The following is a 17,908-nucleotide window of genomic DNA, read 5'->3' on the forward strand; positions in this document are numbered from 1 at the left end:
ACCTTATTGTTAACACAAAAAAACAGAGCATACATTCATTGCAATGAAACCTAAAAATGCAATGGATTCGAGGTTGGATACGAATGGGGCAAGATCAATTAAAACAGCATCGTCGTTATATTACGATTTCTTATGTCTGTATGTTTCTTGCATTGGCAAGTGTGGTTTTAGCAGTGGTTGCCTATTTTCTGGCTCGAAAAGTTGCTCTGGTTGAAAATGCAGAAGTCTGGATTCAGGCGCACGGCGTCTGGATCATGCACAGTACCGTGCTATTTCTGCTCATGACCTTATTTGCCTCGCTTTGGTTTATTCCCCTGATTTTCTTTGCATGGAACAGCGCACTCTGGGTTACCGCGTTGACCATTGCCGGTGTGATTTTTGCTGCGATTGCCTGGTTGTATTTGCTCAATGCATTGATTAAAGGCATGTCTAAGTATTTAAAAAAGAAAGCGGTTTTTTAAAACCGTTATTTTTTTTCGCAATCTCCCTTGTAATCATGACGCACGCCCCCAATTTAATCGCAATCAGGTATTAAATAAATTCCGTGAGGAGCATCGCCAGTCATGGCTAAACGAGATTATTATGAGGTTTTAGGCGTTTCGAAAACCGCAGGTGATGATGAGATCAAAAAAGCCTACCGTAAGTTGGCGATGAAGTATCACCCGGACCGTAACCCCGATAACCACGAAGCAGAAGAAAAGTTTAAAGAAGCTGCTGAAGCATACGAAGTACTGTCCGATGCTGAAAAGCGCAGCATGTACGACCGTATGGGTCATAATGCATTTGAAGGCGGTTTTGGCGGCGGCGGTGGTGGCTTCGGCGGATTTAGCGCAGAAGACATTTTTAGTCAGTTTGGCGATATTTTTGGTGGTGCCTTCGGTGGCGGCGGTGGTCGTCAGCAACAGCGTCAACGCCGTGGCTCAGACCTGCGCTACGTAATGGAACTTACGCTTGAAGAAGCGGTTCGTGGCGTGAAGAAAACCATTACCTTTACTGCACCGGCACCGTGTGAGGTGTGTGACGGTAAAGGCTCGAAAAATCCGAATGACGTTGAAACCTGCCGAACCTGTCATGGCTCGGGTCAGGTACGTATGCAGCAAGGCTTTTTCTCGGTTCAGCAAACCTGTGGCACCTGTCGTGGCCAAGGTAAAATTATTAAAAATCCATGTAATGCATGTCATGGTTCAGGCGTTGCCGACCGTCAGCAAACTTTGGAAGTGACCATTCCTGCTGGCGTAGACAACGGCGACCGTGTACGTTTAAGCGGTAAAGGCGAAGCGGTACGTGATGGCCAGTCTGGCGATCTTTACGTCGAAGTAGTGGTGCGCGAGCATGAAATCTTCCAGCGTGATGGTGCAGACCTATATATGGATGTGCCGGTCAGCATTGCAGATGCTGCATTGGGTAAAGAGATTGAAATTCCAACGCTTGAAGGCCGCGTGAGTTTAAAGATTCCAGAAGGCACGCAAACTGGCAAACTGTTCCGCTTGCGCGGTAAAGGCGTACGTCCAGTGCGTAGCAGCATGGTCGGTGATTTGCTTTGCCGTATTGTGGTTGAAACACCAGTAAACTTGACCAGCCGTCAGCGTGAACTGTTAAAAGAATTGCAAGCCAGCTTGGATGGAGACGATCACGGTTCTTCACCTAAGAAAAAATCCTTTCTCGACCGTTTGTTCGATTAAGTGATACTGAAAAAAACCTGCTTCGGCAGGTTTTTTTATGGCGATTTTTTTAGCGCACTGCCTGAGTTTTGATATAGTAGGCTGCAACGTTTGATTATCTATTTTCAGGATTAAAATTATGTCAGCATCTCCACGCATTGGTGTTTTGGGTGCGGGTGGCCGTATGGGTCGCATTCTTATTCAGGCTGTGCAACAGGCCGGCTATCAGTTGGCGGCGGCGGTTGAGCGCCCAGAAAGCAGCTTGGTCGGTACAGATGCAGGTGAGCTGGCAGGAATCGGATCGATTGGGGTCAAGGTGGCGGGTAGCCTGTCTGAAGTATTAAAAGACTGCGATGTGGTGATTGATTTTACTGCACCTGTTGCGACCGAGCAGCATCTACAACTGTGTGCTGAGGCTGGTGTGGCCATGGTGATTGGCACGACAGGTTTTTCAGAACAACAGAAGCAACTTTTGAACGAGACCGCAACGCGTACTCCAGTGGTGTATGCTGCAAACTATTCGGTAGGGGTAAACGTTTCAATTAAATTGCTTGAGCTTGCGTCTAAAGTATTTGGCGACAGTGTGGATATCGAGATTATTGAAGCACATCATCGTCATAAAGTAGATGCGCCGTCTGGCACTGCACTGATGATGGGTGAGGCGATTGCAGAAACCCTAGGCCGTGACTTGAAAACCGATGCAGTGTATTGTCGTGAAGGGCATACTGGTGCGCGTGAGCGTCAAAGTATTGGCTTTCAAACCATCCGTGGCGGCGATATCGTCGGTGAACATACCGCGATGTTTATTGGTGAAGGTGAACGTGTTGAGATCACTCACAAAGCCACCAACCGCATGAATTTTGCATCGGGTGCTGTGCGTGCTGCGGCATGGGTGGTCGGACGAGATGCCCGCAAATACGACATGAAAGATGTATTGGGTTTTAACGAGATCGACGTATAAAGCTTCATTCTTATTCTTCTTAATAAATCAAATCGTCTCACATTGAGGCGATTTGGCCTTAAAATAAAAAATGACCGAATACCCATAAGGCGCTGCCACCTATAAAGTCTGTCGTTGAGCCGCGTCAAGCAATTGGCTTTGGTGCAACCCAATGATACTGCTCGAATTTGCTCGGTATGGCATAAATAATGAGAACAATATGAAAAAAAAATCATGGCTTTTGGCCTTGCTGCTTACATTGACCACATCTGCCCAAAGTGCGCCTGCCAACGAAAAACTGAGCCTTGTTCGCAACAATATCAAGGTCTGGACCTATCGTTCAGAGGCCAATCCGGTGATCCAATATAAGGCAGAAACCACCTATGATGTGCCGCTTGAGCGGGCGGTCAGTTTGGTGCTTGATGTCGCTCGTGCGCCAGAGTGGGTGCCTTATATGGGGGATACCAAGATTTTGTCGAGAGACGACAAGAAGGGCGAGTTTGTACTGTATATGGTGCTCGATTTTCCTTTTCCGCTAAAAGATCGTGATGTGGTGGTGAAAAGTAGTTTGAGTAAGGATGCGACAGGCCGTATCGTGATTCGAAATATGGCCTTGTCTGGTGGATATCCCGAACAGCCGGGCCGAATTCGCATACATCACTATGTCGGAGACTGGACGTTTCAAAAGTTAGGTGCGCAGAAAGTAAAGGTCACCACATCGGGTTATGCCGACCCTGCAGGAAGTATTCCGCTGAGTTTCGTGAATATGTTTGTCGAGCAGCAGCCCTATCAAATGCTGATGAAAATGAAAACAGAGCTGGCACAGTCCACAGTATCGAATGTCTATTTACCCGATGTGTTAAAATAAAGCAATAAAAGTAAAGCAATAAAAAAGCGTCCCTGAGGACGCTTAAATTTAATCGGTGCACGGTTTGGCATGAGAATGCGCGGTCTGTGCCACTCGCATTTGCAGCAGTACCAGCAGTAACCCTAATCCAGCTAAACCAGCGCCGGTGTAGGAGACGGCTGCATAACTGAGCTGCTGACTCAAGACCCAGCCACCTGCCGCGGCACCCAGCGCATTGCCTAAATTAAATGCACCCACATTAATCGATGATGCAAGCCCGGGCGCCTCGTGTGCAATTTTCATGACGCGCATTTGGACCGGAGGAACCAGACCAAAAGTGGCAATGCCCCAGAGAATCACGGCAATCGCTGCGCCCAGTTGTGTTTGTGCCAACCATGGAAAGAGCAACATCATCACGATTACCATCGATAAGAAACCAATCAGCGTTGCATTTAAAGCGCGATCCGCCAATCTGCCTCCCAAGTGATTGCCAATCGAAAATCCAATCCCGATCAGAACCAGCATCAGCGTTACAAAGCTCGGTGTTGCATCGTTAAAGCGATGCAAACTCGGTGCAATATAGGTGTAGAGGCTAAACATCGCACCAGAGCCCAATACCGTGGTCAGCAGTGCCATTAAGACGGGAAACCGGGTCAGCACCTTTAGTTCTGCTCGAATATTCGGACGTTGACCCGACTGCCCCTGTGGCAAGGCTTGATACAACGAGATCATGGTCAGTAGCCCCAGTCCCGAAATACTTAAAAATGCCATTCGCCAGCCAATTGTCTGACCAAGCCATGTGGCCAGAGGAACTCCCCCGATATTGGCAATGGTCAGGCCCATAAACATGGCCGCCACGGCACTGGCCTGTTTATGCACGGGAACCACACTGGCCGCCACCACCGAACCAATGCCGAAAAATGCGCCATGATTGAGACTGGTGATGAGGCGTGCGGCCATCAGGCTCCAGTAATTCGGTGCCAGTGCCGCTAAAATATTGCCCACGGTAAACAGTGTCATCAGTAAGATTAACGCCTTGCGCCGTGGCACATGCCCCAGCCAAAGCGTCATGATCGGTGCACCGAGCATAACGCCCAAGGCGTATCCTGTAATCAACATTCCCGCTGTCGGAATACTGATCTGTAAATCACTGGCGATATTGGGCAATAAGCCCATTGGTGAAAATTCGGTGGTTCCAATGGCAAACGCGCCAATCGCCAAGGCGAGCAGAGGAAAGTTCAGTTTCATGGCCTAATCTCAGTCCCACTCAGGAGCAAGTTCAGCCGGATTGACCTCTCGACCGTTACGCTCAAGCGCTGCTATCTGTTGCATGTCATCTGCACTGAGCTGAATCTGCTGTGCTTTCAGATTTTGAATCAGATGTTCACGCTGGGTCGATGACGGAATGACGGCAAAACCGCGTTGTAACGCCCATGCCAGTGCAATTTGAGCGGTACTGGCCTGATGCTGGGCCGCAATGGCCTTGAGTACAGGATCTTGCAAGACTTTGCCGTAGGCCAGTGTCATGTAGGAGGTAACGTCAATCTCATGCTGTTTGAGCATATCAACCAGTTTGGCATTTTGCAGATACGGACTCAGTTCGATCTGGTTGGTGGCAATGTGCTCTGCACCGACTGTATCGATTGCCAGTTGCGTTTGTGCGATATTAAAATTTGAAATCCCGATATGCTGGGTCAAGCCTTGCTGTTTGGCCTGCATCAATAGCTGCATGACAGCCACCAGATCAATGTTTTTTTGTGGCGCAGGCCAATGCACCAAGGTTAAATTCACAGCGTCGGTTTTGAGTTTCACCAAGCTGTCTTTTAAGCTGGGGATTAAATCTTGTTCGTTCAGATTGCTGACCCAGATTTTAGTGGTTAAAAATAACTGGTCACGTGCCACACCGCTGGCTTGAATGGCTTGACCTACTTCGGCTTCGTTGTCATAAATCTGGGCTGTATCGATGGCGCGATAACCGACCTCTAAGGCGGTTTTCACCGCATCCACCACCACCTGATCTTTTAAACGAAACGTACCTAAACCAAATGCAGGAAGAATCATATGCGTACCTATTTTTTACGCCCGCGGACTGCGAGCAAGAATTTAAAACAATGATGATTATTCTGCGGTGATAATTGTTGCGAAAAAATACTGCAATACGCAAAATATCGTTGAGTATTTGTCAAGAATCATGATCTAGATATGAAATCGACCATAGAAGAGCTAGTTGCGTTTATTCGTATTGTCGATGCCGGATCGATTGTATCGGCTGCAGAGCAACTCAATCAAACGCCATCGGGTATTAGCCGTGCACTTAACCGGCTTGAAAAAAAACTCAATGTGACCTTACTAGAACGAACCACGCGTAAAATTAAACTCACTCAAGAGGGCAGTTTATTTTTGGTACGGGCACGGACGATTTTGGCCGATCTGTCAGATGCCGAAGAGGCACTGTTAAAATCGGACAGTGATACCTCGGGACAGCTTCGCGTCGATTCGGCCACACCGTTTGTGCTGCACGTGATTGCACCCTTAATGAAAAAATTCATGCAGCGCTATCCCAATATCGAGATCGAACTCAATAACAACGATCAGGTGATTGATCTACTTGAACACAAAACAGATGTTGCGATTCGTTTTGGCGCATTGCATGACTCCAGTTTGCATGCACGCCTGATCTGCAAAAGCCGGCTTTATATTGTGGCCAGTCCTGAATATCTGGCCGAACATGGGCATCCACGACATTCACATGAACTGAATACGCATCAGACCATTGGCTTTAGCCGTCCGGTATATTTAAACACATGGCCCCTCAAAATGGGTGAGGAGTATTACAGGATTGAACCTAAAATTACCGCCTCCAGTGGTGAAACTGTCCGTCAGCTGGCATTGAGTGGCCACGGCATTGCACGTTTATCTGAGTTCGAGATCTGGCAAGACCTACAAGCAGGCCGACTGGTGGCATTGTTTGAAGATCAAATTGAGCGCCAGCTTCAGCATATTCATGCGGTGTACTATCAGCAAAAGCACTTGCCAAACCGCATCCGCTTATTCATCGACTTTTTGGCCGATGAGCTAAAAGATCAATTTTCAACGCCAGATGAATGATTGTGTGGCACTTGGAAGCTGAACCTGTAATAAGGATGAATGTTCGTTGGGGCGTTGTATACGAAACAGATTTTGATTCTGGCTGCATTCAAACACCAATTGCTCGGTTTTTAATGTGCCGATCAGCATGCCATGCTCACTGGCTGGACGATACTGATAGCGGATCTGGTTGGGAGTATGCGACTCGCGCTGCCAGAGTCGAAAATCATACAGTTGCTGCATTTTAAGATAGCCCTGAATCATACTCTGACAAATATAATCTTGCTGCTGCTGTTTCGCATCGAGCGGATGACAGGCGCTCAACAGGAATATAAATATAAATCCTAATTTTTTCATGGTGTTATCTCATATATGTTGCTTTTTAGAGGTTAATCGGTTTGTATGGATCAATACAGATACAGATTTTTATAAAAAAGCGGTACAGATATGGCCTTTCACTATCAGCGCTTGGCACAGCAGATTGCACATAAAATTTATCAGCAACAGTTATTGCCGCAGCAGAAGTTAAGTTCTTTGCGTGATTTTGCAGCCCAGCATCATGTGAGTGTCAGCACTGCAAAAAGTTGTTATGAATGGCTTGAGGCGCAGGGGTTGATCTATGTCCGTCCAAAATCGGGCTATTTTGTCAAACCCAGAAGTGGGTTGAGTCGTTTACCCGTCAGCCCTGAATTTGAATCGATGCCACGTGAGGTTTCCAATCTGATGTTACAAAATCAGATTCAGGAAGCCTCTATTCAAAATCATTTGATTCCCTTTGGTGCCATTCAGCTTAGCCCTGAGCTGGTGCCAATCGATGGCTTGCGTCGCTCGATACAACGCGCCTTGAAATATTGCAAACCTGAAGATTTTTTGTATTGTGAAAAGCAGGGCCATTTGCGCTTACGTCAGGCACTGAGTGAGCACTGGCGTGAAGACGGCATTTATGTGGCACCCAGTGATATCTTTATCACCAATGGGTGTATGCCGGCATTGTCGTTATTGATTCAGCAGTTAAGTCGTGAAGGCGATAGTGTCCTGATTCCAACGCCGACTTTTAACGGACAGCTGCAAATGCTGGCGGGTTTAAATCGACATATTATCGAGATTCCAGCAGACCATAGCGGCATTGATCTATTACGCCTTGAACAGGCCATGCAGCAGCATCGGCCGAAATTGTGTTTGCTCACGGCCAATTACCAAAATCCCTTGGGCTATTGTTTGGCCGATCAGGATAAGCAGACCATTGCGCAGTTAGCGGCACGTTATGAATGTATTATTTTAGAAGATGATATCTACGCCGAATGCAGTCACAACGGGCAGCGCCCGCGACCAATCAAACACTGGGACGAGGCAGGGTATGTGGTCTGGGTCAGTTCGGTGTCAAAATCATTATCGAGCGCGTATAGAATCGGCTGGTTTTGTATTGGGGCACAGCTCGAATCCATGCGTCCACAGTTTCTTTCACACAACATGATTGTGAATACACCATTGCAACTGGCTCTGGCCGATTTTATTTTTAGTCGTGCCTATCGTGCACATCTGAATCAGTTATATCCACGTTTGCTTCAACAGGTCGAAGCCTATCGAGACGCGATTTTAAATGCATTTGCGCCTTTAAGCATTGGTTTGAGTCAGCCTCAAGGGGGCTATGCCTTATGGCTTGAGCTACCCGAAACGATCAATAGTATGACGTTATACGAGGTTGCCCAGCAACACGGCATCAATATTGTTCCGGGTACGGTATTTGGTGAAGATCAGCGTTATGGACATTTTATCCGGCTGAGTGTGGGGCATGCTTTGCGGCGTGATTATCATGCAGCGATTATCTTTTTGGCAGATTGGGTGAAACAGCATGGTTAAAATCTGGCGATCACGAGCGATCACCAGATTTATGCGAGCAGATTAAAAATCGGCTTGGAGCACAATTCGATAACGTGCCTTGCCCGAGTGTAGACGCTCAAGCGCATCATTGAGCTTCGACATAGGATACATCTCGATTTGCGGCGCGATATTTTTACGGGCAGCAAATTCGAGCAGCTTGCGTAAGGCAGCAGGCGAGCCAGTAGGCGATGCGGTTAGTGATTTAGCACCTCCAAGTAGCGCACCGACAGGTACAGGAATCGGCTCCATCACCACGCCCAAAAAGTGGAAGGTACCATTAGGTGCCAATGTGTTTAGATACGCATTCCAGTTTAAAGGCACATTGACCGTACTCAGCAGTAAATCAAATTTACCTTGTTGCGATTTAATTTCGGCATCATCACGGCTATTGACCACGTGATCGGCACCCATGGCTTTGAGTTCGTCGGTTTTACTTGGATTTGAACTAAACGCAGTAATTTCGCAGCCCCATGCTTTTAATAGCTTGATGGCCATATGCCCCAGTCCGCCAATCCCAATCACGGCAACGTGATGAATCGCTTGAATCTGATGTTTTAATATGGGGTCAAACACGGTAATTCCACCGCACAACAGTGGCCCGGCACTGGTTGGATCAAGTTCGTCTGGTAAGGGAATGACCCATTGCCAGCCGGCACGGACTTTATTGGCAAAGCCACCCGCATGGCCAACAATGGTTGCGGTATTTTCACCAGTACACAAGACCTGCTGACCACTGATACACTGATCACAGGCCTGGCAGCTTTCTGCCGTCCAGCCAATCCCGACACGTTGACCCAGTTTGAGCCCTTTGGCTTCGCTGCCAAGCTGCGTAATGGTACCAATGACTTCGTGACCTGCCACCACCGGATAAACCGAAGAATGCCACTCATTGTTGATGACCGAAACATCGGAATGGCACAGCCCACAATATTCGACTTTGACTTCTACCTGATGGGGCAATAGTTCACCGGCATCAAATGTATACGGCACGAGTGCTTCGCCAGCTTTCATTGCGGCGTAAGCTTGAATTTCATTACTGCTCATGATTGACATCCTTAATGCTTGACTCATTTAAACGAACAATCATCTTCATGATCATTCACCATGCCTACAGCCTGCATAAATGCATAACAGGTCGTGGGTCCTACAAATTTGAATCCAAGTTTTTTAAGTTGTTTAGACAACTGGACACTGAGCTCTGTTTGAGCCGGGGCTTGCCGATAATCTTGAACATCATTAAGTATTGGTTGATGTTGCACCTTTTCCCATAACCATGTTGAAACATCCTGTGTCTGATGTTTAAGTGATTGCCAAGCAATCGCATTATCACGAATGGCTTTGAGCTTGCCGATGTGTCGGATCAAGCCTTTATCCTCTAATTTGAGTTCCAGTTGGTCATTTGTGAACTTGGCAATTTCTTCAATGGAATGCTGAAAAAAATGTTGTCTATAAGCTTCTCGCTTTTTTAACACCGTGATCCACGAAAGCCCAGCTTGTTGACCTTCGAGGCATAACATTTCAAAGAGTTTGGCTTCATCATGTTGGGGTTTACCCCACTCATGATCGTGATAAGCCATATACACAGGATCTGTAGAACACCAGCCACAGCGCCGAACACTCATCTTATGCTCCTTGAAATTGAATCTTAATCTATTGTTATAATGTAAAACGCGTCCATTGATCGGACGATGTGTCCCAATAATATAATTCTGCGCGTTCTAAGTTTTCAAACTTGATCCAGAAATCCTGACCTGATTTATCGGTATAGCCAGTACTGATCAAGAGGGCATCCTCTGTAATTTCCATGATCCAGCCTTGATAGCTTTGACCATCTATACAGATTTTTTGTTGATTCCCCGATTCGGCAAATTCGACCAGTCGATTAACCAAAGCTTCAGACATCATTTAAGTTCCTAACGTAAATATGGATAAGGGTTTACTGCACCACGGCCTTTTCCGTCCAGATAAAGCCCATAATGCAAATGGGGAAGAGTATGGCGTGCATTTCCGGTATTGCCTACATACCCGATCAGCTCGCCTTTTTTGACAGCATCACCCACGCTTAAACCACGTTTGTGTCCGTCCAGATGGGCATAATAATGCCATGAAGCGGCCGGACCAATAATCCAGATGACTTTACCACCTAAGTTGTTGTCTCGTAAGTCTGCAACAATCCCATCGGTGGTGCTGTATATTTTTGTTCCACGTGGAGCAAGTATATCGATGCCTTCATGCCGACGACCATGACTGCGCGCAGCTCCCCATGTATCACTGAGTGCATCGCGTTGAATGCCTTTCACCGGAATGGGCAGGCGATGGCTGAGCGGGGTGGCCTTTAATCGTGCCAGATCTGCGCTGGGCAGAGGCGTTGTTTTTTTTGGTGTTGTGGTACAGGCAGACAACACAACCGTTACAAAGATGATCCCAATATAGACAAAAAAAGGGCGCACAGCTCCTCCTTGGATGTGTCTTTTGGGCATCACTATGTCATGAATCCAGCGCAGAGATCAATTTTTTCATCGCGGTGGGAATACCCCGAGATGTGGCTTCTTCGGGGCTGAGCCACTCGCCGGCAGCCGCACTCATCAGATGCTCCTTTTGATCATGTTCCACGTGAAACATCTGTACATTCAACACCCAAGTAAAGTGGGTGAAGCTGTGGCTGATCTGTACGTTTTGTGCCAGCGGACTGAGACCATACTCCCTAACCCATTGCTGTATCTCGCCTGAATGCTCGATAATCGGGAGACACCACAAGCCACCCCAAAGTCCGCTTGCATCGCGTTGCTGCCAAAACCACTGTTGTTCCGACTGGATTAACAGTACTTCGGCGTGGCGTATCGGCACTGGTTTTTTGGGTTTCTTAAAAGGTAATTCACTTTCAATGCCTTGCTGATGTGCCTTGCAGTGCTGCTGCATCGGACAATACAAACACAACGGTTTTTTAGGCGTACAAATGGTTGCACCTAAATCCATAATCGCTTGGGTATAGTCGTGATTACGCTGCCGAGGGCAGAGCTGCGTTGCAATCTGCCACAGCATGCGCTCGTTGACAGGTTTGCTAAAGTCATCTTCAAGTGCCAAAAAACGTGATAAGACACGTTTGACGTTGCCGTCCATAATCACGCCATATTGGCGTAATCCGAGCGACATCAATGCGCCAGCTGTGGAGCGTCCAATTCCGGGTAAGGCCATCCAGCCGTCTAGATCGTGAGGAAAATGACCTTGCCGATGCACAATGCCTGCTGCCTTATGCAGATTGCGTGCCCGCGCATAATAGCCCAGACCGGCCCAGTAGGGCGCGACATCATCCCATGTAGCACTGCCTAACGCATCGACAGTGGGAAAGCGCGTCATAAAGCGTTCAAAATATTGCAATACGGTTTTGACTTGTGTCTGCTGCAACATGATTTCAGAGACCCAAACCTTATAAGGGTCATCGGCCACCTGCCAAGGCAAGTCGTGTCGGCCATGTTGATCAAACCAAGTCAGCAATGCATCGGAAAAACAAAAATCAGACATGAAATCATACAGCGGCAGGGAAGGGGTCAGTATACCCAAATTGAATTATCACAGCTATCCGTTGCAAGTAAAGCCATGCAAAAGGGACGATCATTGATCGTCCCTGAGCTGATACTATGCGTGTGCCGGTTTAGTCTTGCACAATCCCCCAGCGCTTATCGAGCTTGAGCTGCTGCCCTTTATAGCGTGGAATGATGTGAATATGCAGATGCTCAGACGCTTCGCCAAAGACATCGCCGTCATTAAAAGCCACATGGAAACCATCGGGTTGGTGACGAAGTTTGAGTTCATTACGTGCAAGTTCGAGTAAAGAAAGCAGGCTTTTACGCTCTTTATCTGTCACTTCAAAAAAAGAACTGACATGACGAATCGGGATGATGATGGAGTGTCCTTTGGACAGAGGATTTGCCTCGGGTAAAATTACACCAAAATCATTTTTATCAATGACGTCGTAGTCGTCAAATTCACAATAAGGGCATTTTTTCTCTGTCATTTTCATATCCTCGATTGATGTTGTTCTTTAAACCCTTGTGTCCCAGCACCGTTTATACATCACTTTGCACACAGATGACGTTCAAGTAAGGCATACATAGCAGCCAAACTGTCTTGCTCTGCTTGTGCACTATAGCCTAAATCTACCCCATTTGCTTTGGCCCGTTCATCGGCAAGCGGGTTACTAAAGCCATGTTTGGCACCTTCCAATACCACGACGCTGTAGTCCACCTCTGCATTGTTCATTTCTTCTTTGAATTTAGCAACATCTTCAAGTGTGACCATGCTGTCTTTTTCACCATGTAACACTAAAATTTCACCCTGAATTTGTCCTTTTTGTGCAGGTGCTTTCGGGGCGAGTGTGCCGTGAAACGAAACGACTGCTTTTAAGGGCGCGCCTTCGCGTGCCAGATCGAGCACAACTTTACCGCCATAACAAAATCCAATCGCGGCCACATGACTTGCATCCACTTCAGGTTGTGCTTGGAGTGTTTCAAGACCCGCTGTTGCACGTGTGACGATGGTATCTGGATCTTGAAAGGTTTGCGTCATCCACGCATTGGCCTGGGCTGCCTCTGTGGTCACTTTTTTCTCGCCATACATATCGATCGCCAGTGCCGCATAACCATGCTCGGCCAATTCACGAGCACGCTGTAGCGTATAGTCGGTGCGACCCCACCATTCAGGTGCCACAATCACACCTGCAACCGGGCTTTTATTAGCGGGGGCTGCAAAAAAACCAATCAGATGGGTACCGTCCTTTGCGGTGTACTCAATTTCACGGGTAATAATCGATGCTGTCATGGGTTAAATCCTTATAAAGAATAAAAGTCAGCTTTTGCAGATCAGGCACTATGTGACTCAAAGAGCCTGCTACATGGTCTTAGGATGTTCAAAAAAATAGTGGGTTGATGTAAGATTTTCAAGATAAAAAAGAAGGACCGTACGGTACGATCCTTCTTTTTTATGGTTGAAACGTATAGACACGAATGAATCGTTATACCCTACCACGCGAGATAAATCCGATAATTGCCAAAATAACAGCAACTACGAGTAAGATCACTGCGAAATCTTTGGACAAGCCAGCAACGCCACCAAACCCTAACAGACTCGCAATAAGTGCAATCACTGCAAATATAATCGCCCAACGGAACATTTTTTTGATCTCCTTATATTTATCGTTCTTTCAATATAGAGCGAAATTTCAGATGGCTATGTGTTGTTTATGTGGCGAAAATGTATAAAACACAGCATCTTGAGGAAACATTTGTTACAAGGTCGCTCAACCACGAAGGGTCAGCAAAGAGTGTTATACTTTAGGCTCTGGTACCGAGATATTCACTATGACCACCGCACTGCGTCCCCAATTTTGGAAACACTATCCGCTTGATGCACTCAATACAGCAGAGTGGGAAGCCCTGTGCGACGGTTGCGGCCTGTGCTGTCTGATTAAACTTGAAGATGAAGACACGCATGAGATTGCCTATACGCAGGTGGCCTGCAAACTGCTCGACTGCAACACTGCGCGTTGCTCTGATTATGAAAATCGTCAAGCCAGCGTGCCCGACTGTATTCAACTGACACCTGAGCGTTTGCAAAGCATTCGTTGGTTACCGTCGAGCTGTGCCTATCGGCGTTTAAATGAAGGGAAAAACTTACCTTCATGGCATTATTTAAATACGGGCTCAAGGCAAAGTATGCTAAAAGCACGCAAATCAGCAGCAGGGCGATGTATTTCAGAAACCGAGGTACATGAAGACGATATCGAGGAATACATCGTACGCTGGATTCGTTAATCTGCCCTACGACTTTGTATGACTTGGCTGTCCCGACGCTCTTGAAGTGATTGCTGAGTAACGCTCCATGCGGCAGTCAAACCCAAAAAGGCCATGATTGAGGCCACCACCAGATCGGGCCAGATGCTTTGGGTACCAAACACACCGAGTGCAGCCAGCATAATGGCGCAATTTCCAATCGCATCGTTACGGCTACACAGCCACACCGATTTCATATTGGCATCGCCATCGCGAAAGGCAAACAGTACAATCGCGCTGATCAGATTGGCCATTAAGCCCATAAAGCCAATTGCACCCATAGTCATTGCTTCAGGTGCCATGCCGTAGAATATCGACCAGAGTACTTTAAGCAATACAATCAGGGCAAAGATCCCCATGGTCAGGCCTTTAAGCAGTGCAACGGTGGCCCGCCAGTACAGACTCATGCCCAACGCAAAAATCGAGATGACGTAATTGACGGAATCACCCAAGAAATCCAGTGCATCGGCCCATAGCGAAGTCGAGCCAATATGTGCACCGCCGAAAACTTCAATCAAAAACATGCCAAGATTTAGTAAAAGTGCAATCCATAATGCCGTCTTAAATTTAGCACTCTGATATTTTTCGGGTGGGTGATGTTGACAGCAGTGAGCCATATGCAAGTTCCTCAGTATGGGATAAGCTGAGTAAAAAGGCTGGAGCCGCTCCAAGGTCAAGCACATGATGAAATATTTAATTGGTGAACTGGCAAAAAAATCGCAGGTTTCTGTCGACAGCATCCGTTTCTATGAAAAACGTGGTGTGCTCAAAGCACCCAAACGCGCAGACAATAACTATCGTTACTATGATGATCAGGCACTGGATCAACTGATTTTTATACGACATTGTCGAGAGCTTGGGATGTCTTTAAAAGAGATTGAGACATTGCAGCAATTGCTCGAGCATCCTGAACAGCAATGTACGCTGGTCGATCAGGCGATCGAAATACATTTGGGTCACATCAATGAAAAAATCAAACAGTTTGAACGCTTTAAAACCGAGCTGCAACAACTCAGGCAACGTTGTCAGTCAAGTACGACCATCGACGACTGTAAAATTGTACAAACGCTCAAAGAGCATGATCCCTCAATCTAGTCGTCTTGATTGACTGTGCTAGTCTCTCGACATATCTGGTAAAACAAAACTACATATTCACAGCATTGTGCCGAGTCTGAATTTTTTATGCTACAAGATCAAAGACTCAGGAGTATAACGAGATGACGAAGCAATTTGCCACGTCGATACTGTGTAGTAGCTTTATTTTGTTGGGGGCGTGCGGTGCAAACAACACCAACTCCAAAGCACCCCAATCCAATTCGCAAAGCAGCTCAAGCGTGCAACAGGCAACCCGCGTAGAGCAAACATTTAACCAGGAAGCGGTTGCCAAATTTAATGAGCCTTGGGCGCTGACCACATTACCCGATGACCGATTACTGATCACCGAGCGTCAAGGCAAGCTTAAACTCTTTGATCCAGCCACTCGAAAAAGTCTTGAGGTTGCGGGTGTGCCGAAAGTCAGTTATGGCGGGCAGGGCGGATTGGGCGATGTGATTGTGCATCCCGATTACGCGCGAAATTCTTGGATTTATCTGAGCTATGCTGAGGCAGGCACCGGTGGATACGGTGCAGTGGTAATCCGTGCCAAACTCGATCAGACCCGTGCAGCACAGCCACGTTTGACCGATATTCAAAAAATCTGGACGCAAGTGCCCAAAATGTCAGGACAGGGCCACTATGCACACCGTTTAGCTTTTGATCAGGAAGGTAAACTCTGGATCAGTTCAGGTGAACGACAAAAGTTTGATCCAGCGCAGGATATGACGTCGAATTTGGGCAAAATTGTGCGCTTAAATGACGATGGCACGCCAGCAACCGGGAATCCATTCGCCAATCAAGGTGGCGTTGCTGCGCAAATCTGGTCACTGGGTCATCGTAACCCGTTGGGCATGGCCTTCGATGCCAAAGGTCAGTTGTGGGTCGTTGAAATGGGCCCCAAAGGCGGTGACGAGCTGAATCGGATTGTGAAAGGTGCCAACTATGGCTATCCGATTGTTTCCAATGGTGATCATTATTCAGGAAAACCAATTCCCGATCACGATACTCGCCCAGAATTTCAAGCGCCTGAGGTGAGCTGGACACCGGTTATTTCTCCGTCCAGTATGATTATTTACCAGCATACCGCCTTTCCAGCATGGAAAGATAAAGCCATTATCGGCGGGTTATCTTCTGAATCCATTGTGGTGGTTGATCTTCAATCGCAACCCGTACAGGAAGTACAGCGCATTGATATGCAACATCGGATTCGAGGCGTGCATGCCGCCAAAGATGGAAGTCTTTGGGTGATTCAAGATGGTGCCAATGCCAGCCTACTCAAATTAACGCCCAAATCATCAACCGACAGACTTTAAATGAAATCCACTTATTTACATCGTATCGCATCGTTCACTTTTACCGGCTGCATGGCAGGATTCATCTCCTGTACTGCAGTCGCTCAGCCACTGAGCGCGCAGCAGGTTCAGCATCAAATCGATCAGCATTTTCAGCCATTGATCGATCAGTATCAGATTCCGGGTATGTCCGTTGCAGTCACCATGCACGGACGGCATTACTACCGTCATTATGGTGTGGCATCCGTACAAACCCAGCAGGCGGTTTCTGAGCAAACACTATTTGAACTTGGTTCTGTGAGTAAACTGTTTACAGCGACCCTAACAGGTTATGCGCAAGCACAGGGCAATCTGAAACTCAGCGATCATCCCGCACAGTATTTTCCAGAGTTAAAACAAAGTGCCGTGAATCAGGCTACGCTACTGAATTTGGGTACCTATACCGCAGGGGGCTTTCCGCTACAGTTTCCCGAGCAGGTCACCACTCAATCCGACATGGTCAAGTATTTTCAGCAGTGGCAGCCCAAAGCAGCCCCAGACCGTATTCGTGAATATTCTAATCCGAGCATTGGTTTGATGGGAGAACTGACGGCGAGAGCCATGAAAGCCCCGTACACCACCTTAATGGAGCGCAATTTGCTGGTGGCGCTGGGCATGCGCCATACATATATTCAGGTTCCAACTGCTCAGATGCCACATTACGCATGGGGCTATAAGGCTAAACAAGCGATTCGGGTTTCACCGGGGATGTTTGATGCACAGGCGTATGGGCTCAAAAGTACCTCAGCCGATATGCTCAAGTTTTTAGATGCTGAGCTGAATCCGCAGCGGCTCAAACCTGCCATGCAACAAGCAGTGGAAAGCACACAAATCGCTTATTTTAAGGTTGGGCCTATGCAGCAAGGTTTGGGGTGGGAGCAGTATGCCTATCCTGTTGCTTTAGACACTTTGCTGGCCGGTAATTCAACTCAAATGGCGCTAAATGCACAGCCGGCTCAGCCGATTGCTCATCCGGTCAAAGCGCCAGCACAAACTTGGCTAAACAAAACTGGTGCAACGAATGGCTTTGCGGCCTATGTGGTATTTATTCCAAGTGAGCAGATTGGACTGGTCATGCTGGCAAACCGTAATTTTCCTAATGAAGCCCGCATTCGTGCCGCCTATGCCACGCTTACGCAGCTTATTCAGTCTAATCACAACAAATGATCAGTTGCAGTGTAGATTCAAATTGTAGATTTGCACCAGACGCAATAGACTACAGGAAAACCCCATAAAGT

22 protein-coding genes are annotated in these 17,908 nt (G+C 47.3%); 10 read left to right on the top strand and 12 right to left on the bottom strand.

Annotation, left to right across the window (positions count from 1 at the left end):
• Positions 1-83: 83 nt before the first annotated feature.
• From KCV09_RS12235 to KCV09_RS12250, 4 genes are all read left to right on the top strand, one after another.
• Entirely contained in the window at positions 84-461 is a 378-nt protein-coding gene (locus tag KCV09_RS12235) for a hypothetical protein (protein ID WP_004933584.1), read from the top strand.
• 102 nt (positions 462-563) lie between these two features.
• Complete coding sequence (gene dnaJ, locus KCV09_RS12240; RefSeq protein WP_004944612.1) at positions 564-1,682, top strand: molecular chaperone DnaJ; 1,119 nt, start codon at positions 564-566, stop codon at positions 1,680-1,682.
• Between the two features lie 118 nt (positions 1,683-1,800).
• Positions 1,801-2,622: a 4-hydroxy-tetrahydrodipicolinate reductase gene (gene dapB, locus KCV09_RS12245; RefSeq protein ID WP_004933588.1), complete on the top strand. Its 822-nt coding sequence runs from the start codon at positions 1,801-1,803 to the stop codon at positions 2,620-2,622.
• A gap of 199 nt (positions 2,623-2,821) precedes the next feature.
• Positions 2,822-3,469: an START domain-containing protein gene (locus tag KCV09_RS12250; protein WP_004933591.1), complete on the top strand. Its 648-nt coding sequence runs from the start codon at positions 2,822-2,824 to the stop codon at positions 3,467-3,469.
• Positions 3,470-3,517: 48 nt separating this feature from the next.
• On the opposite strand, the gene KCV09_RS12255 is transcribed toward KCV09_RS12250, so the two are convergent.
• Both KCV09_RS12255 and dkgB read right to left on the bottom strand, forming a co-directional pair.
• Entirely contained in the window at positions 3,518-4,696 is a 1,179-nt protein-coding gene (locus KCV09_RS12255) for an MFS transporter (RefSeq protein WP_212515219.1), read from the bottom strand.
• A 9-nt stretch (positions 4,697-4,705) separates the two neighbouring features.
• Positions 4,706-5,509, bottom strand: coding sequence for a 2,5-didehydrogluconate reductase DkgB (dkgB, locus tag KCV09_RS12260; RefSeq protein ID WP_212515220.1), 804 nt, complete (start codon positions 5,507-5,509; stop codon positions 4,706-4,708).
• A 141-nt stretch (positions 5,510-5,650) separates the two neighbouring features.
• Here dkgB and KCV09_RS12265 point away from each other — a divergent pair, with 141 nt between their 5' ends.
• A complete protein-coding gene (locus KCV09_RS12265) occupies positions 5,651-6,556 on the top strand; it encodes a LysR family transcriptional regulator (RefSeq protein WP_104124030.1) in 906 nt (301 codons plus the stop codon).
• Here KCV09_RS12265 and KCV09_RS12270 read toward each other — a convergent pair.
• The gene (locus tag KCV09_RS12270; protein WP_076033253.1) at positions 6,539-6,892 is read right to left on the bottom strand and encodes a hypothetical protein; all 354 of its coding nucleotides are present in this window, start codon (positions 6,890-6,892) and stop codon (positions 6,539-6,541) included. The genes KCV09_RS12265 and KCV09_RS12270 overlap by 18 nt on opposite strands.
• A 90-nt stretch (positions 6,893-6,982) precedes the next feature.
• Here KCV09_RS12270 and KCV09_RS12275 point away from each other — a divergent pair, with 90 nt between their 5' ends.
• Positions 6,983-8,395, top strand: coding sequence for an aminotransferase-like domain-containing protein (locus KCV09_RS12275; protein WP_004933615.1), 1,413 nt, complete (start codon positions 6,983-6,985; stop codon positions 8,393-8,395).
• Between the two features lie 42 nt (positions 8,396-8,437).
• Here KCV09_RS12275 and ahr read toward each other — a convergent pair whose 3' ends face one another.
• The 8 genes from ahr to KCV09_RS12315 form a co-directional block, all read right to left on the bottom strand.
• On the bottom strand, positions 8,438-9,460 hold the full coding sequence (gene ahr, locus KCV09_RS12280) for an NADPH-dependent aldehyde reductase Ahr (protein ID WP_004933617.1): 1,023 nt from the start codon (positions 9,458-9,460) through the stop codon (positions 8,438-8,440).
• Between the two features lie 23 nt (positions 9,461-9,483).
• Entirely contained in the window at positions 9,484-10,038 is a 555-nt protein-coding gene (locus KCV09_RS12285; RefSeq protein ID WP_151815224.1) for a DNA-3-methyladenine glycosylase I, read from the bottom strand.
• A gap of 34 nt (positions 10,039-10,072) precedes the next feature.
• Entirely contained in the window at positions 10,073-10,318 is a 246-nt protein-coding gene (locus KCV09_RS12290) for a hypothetical protein (RefSeq protein ID WP_151815238.1), read from the bottom strand.
• A gap of 11 nt (positions 10,319-10,329) precedes the next feature.
• Positions 10,330-10,866 carry a M23 family metallopeptidase gene (locus tag KCV09_RS12295; RefSeq protein WP_004933628.1) on the bottom strand — a complete coding sequence of 179 codons (537 nt, stop codon included), beginning with the start codon at positions 10,864-10,866 and terminating at the stop codon, positions 10,330-10,332.
• A gap of 37 nt (positions 10,867-10,903) precedes the next feature.
• Positions 10,904-11,938, bottom strand: a complete 1,035-nt coding sequence (gene mutY, locus KCV09_RS12300) for an A/G-specific adenine glycosylase (RefSeq protein WP_151746026.1) — start codon at positions 11,936-11,938, stop codon at positions 10,904-10,906.
• 130 nt (positions 11,939-12,068) lie between these two features.
• On the bottom strand, positions 12,069-12,431 hold the full coding sequence (locus KCV09_RS12305; protein WP_004933633.1) for an HIT family protein: 363 nt from the start codon (positions 12,429-12,431) through the stop codon (positions 12,069-12,071).
• A 59-nt stretch (positions 12,432-12,490) separates the two neighbouring features.
• Positions 12,491-13,234, bottom strand: coding sequence for a dienelactone hydrolase family protein (locus KCV09_RS12310; protein WP_212515221.1), 744 nt, complete (start codon positions 13,232-13,234; stop codon positions 12,491-12,493).
• A gap of 193 nt (positions 13,235-13,427) precedes the next feature.
• Positions 13,428-13,586 (bottom strand): DUF1328 domain-containing protein, encoded by a 159-nt coding sequence (locus KCV09_RS12315; RefSeq protein WP_004933640.1) that lies wholly within the window; start codon positions 13,584-13,586, stop codon positions 13,428-13,430.
• A 187-nt stretch (positions 13,587-13,773) separates the two neighbouring features.
• Here KCV09_RS12315 and KCV09_RS12320 point away from each other — a divergent pair, with 187 nt between their 5' ends.
• Entirely contained in the window at positions 13,774-14,226 is a 453-nt protein-coding gene (locus KCV09_RS12320; protein ID WP_004933643.1) for a YcgN family cysteine cluster protein, read from the top strand.
• Here the strand turns inward: KCV09_RS12320 and KCV09_RS12325 are convergent.
• Positions 14,223-14,861 (bottom strand): cation transporter, encoded by a 639-nt coding sequence (locus KCV09_RS12325; protein WP_212515222.1) that lies wholly within the window; start codon positions 14,859-14,861, stop codon positions 14,223-14,225. The genes KCV09_RS12320 and KCV09_RS12325 overlap by 4 nt on opposite strands.
• Before the next feature lie 64 nt (positions 14,862-14,925).
• Here KCV09_RS12325 and KCV09_RS12330 point away from each other — a divergent pair, with 64 nt between their 5' ends.
• From KCV09_RS12330 to blaASDC, 3 genes are all read left to right on the top strand, one after another.
• Positions 14,926-15,339 (top strand): Cd(II)/Pb(II)-responsive transcriptional regulator, encoded by a 414-nt coding sequence (locus tag KCV09_RS12330; protein ID WP_119025527.1) that lies wholly within the window; start codon positions 14,926-14,928, stop codon positions 15,337-15,339.
• A gap of 122 nt (positions 15,340-15,461) precedes the next feature.
• Positions 15,462-16,652 (top strand): PQQ-dependent sugar dehydrogenase, encoded by a 1,191-nt coding sequence (locus KCV09_RS12335; RefSeq protein ID WP_151815222.1) that lies wholly within the window; start codon positions 15,462-15,464, stop codon positions 16,650-16,652.
• Between the two features lie 51 nt (positions 16,653-16,703).
• Complete coding sequence (gene blaASDC, locus KCV09_RS12340; protein WP_407651960.1) at positions 16,704-17,837, top strand: ASDC family class C beta-lactamase; 1,134 nt, start codon at positions 16,704-16,706, stop codon at positions 17,835-17,837.
• The last annotated feature ends 71 nt before the right edge of the window (positions 17,838-17,908 follow it).

This window comes from Acinetobacter soli (assembly GCF_018139125.1).
Classification (GTDB): Bacteria; Pseudomonadota; Gammaproteobacteria; order Pseudomonadales; family Moraxellaceae; genus Acinetobacter; species Acinetobacter soli.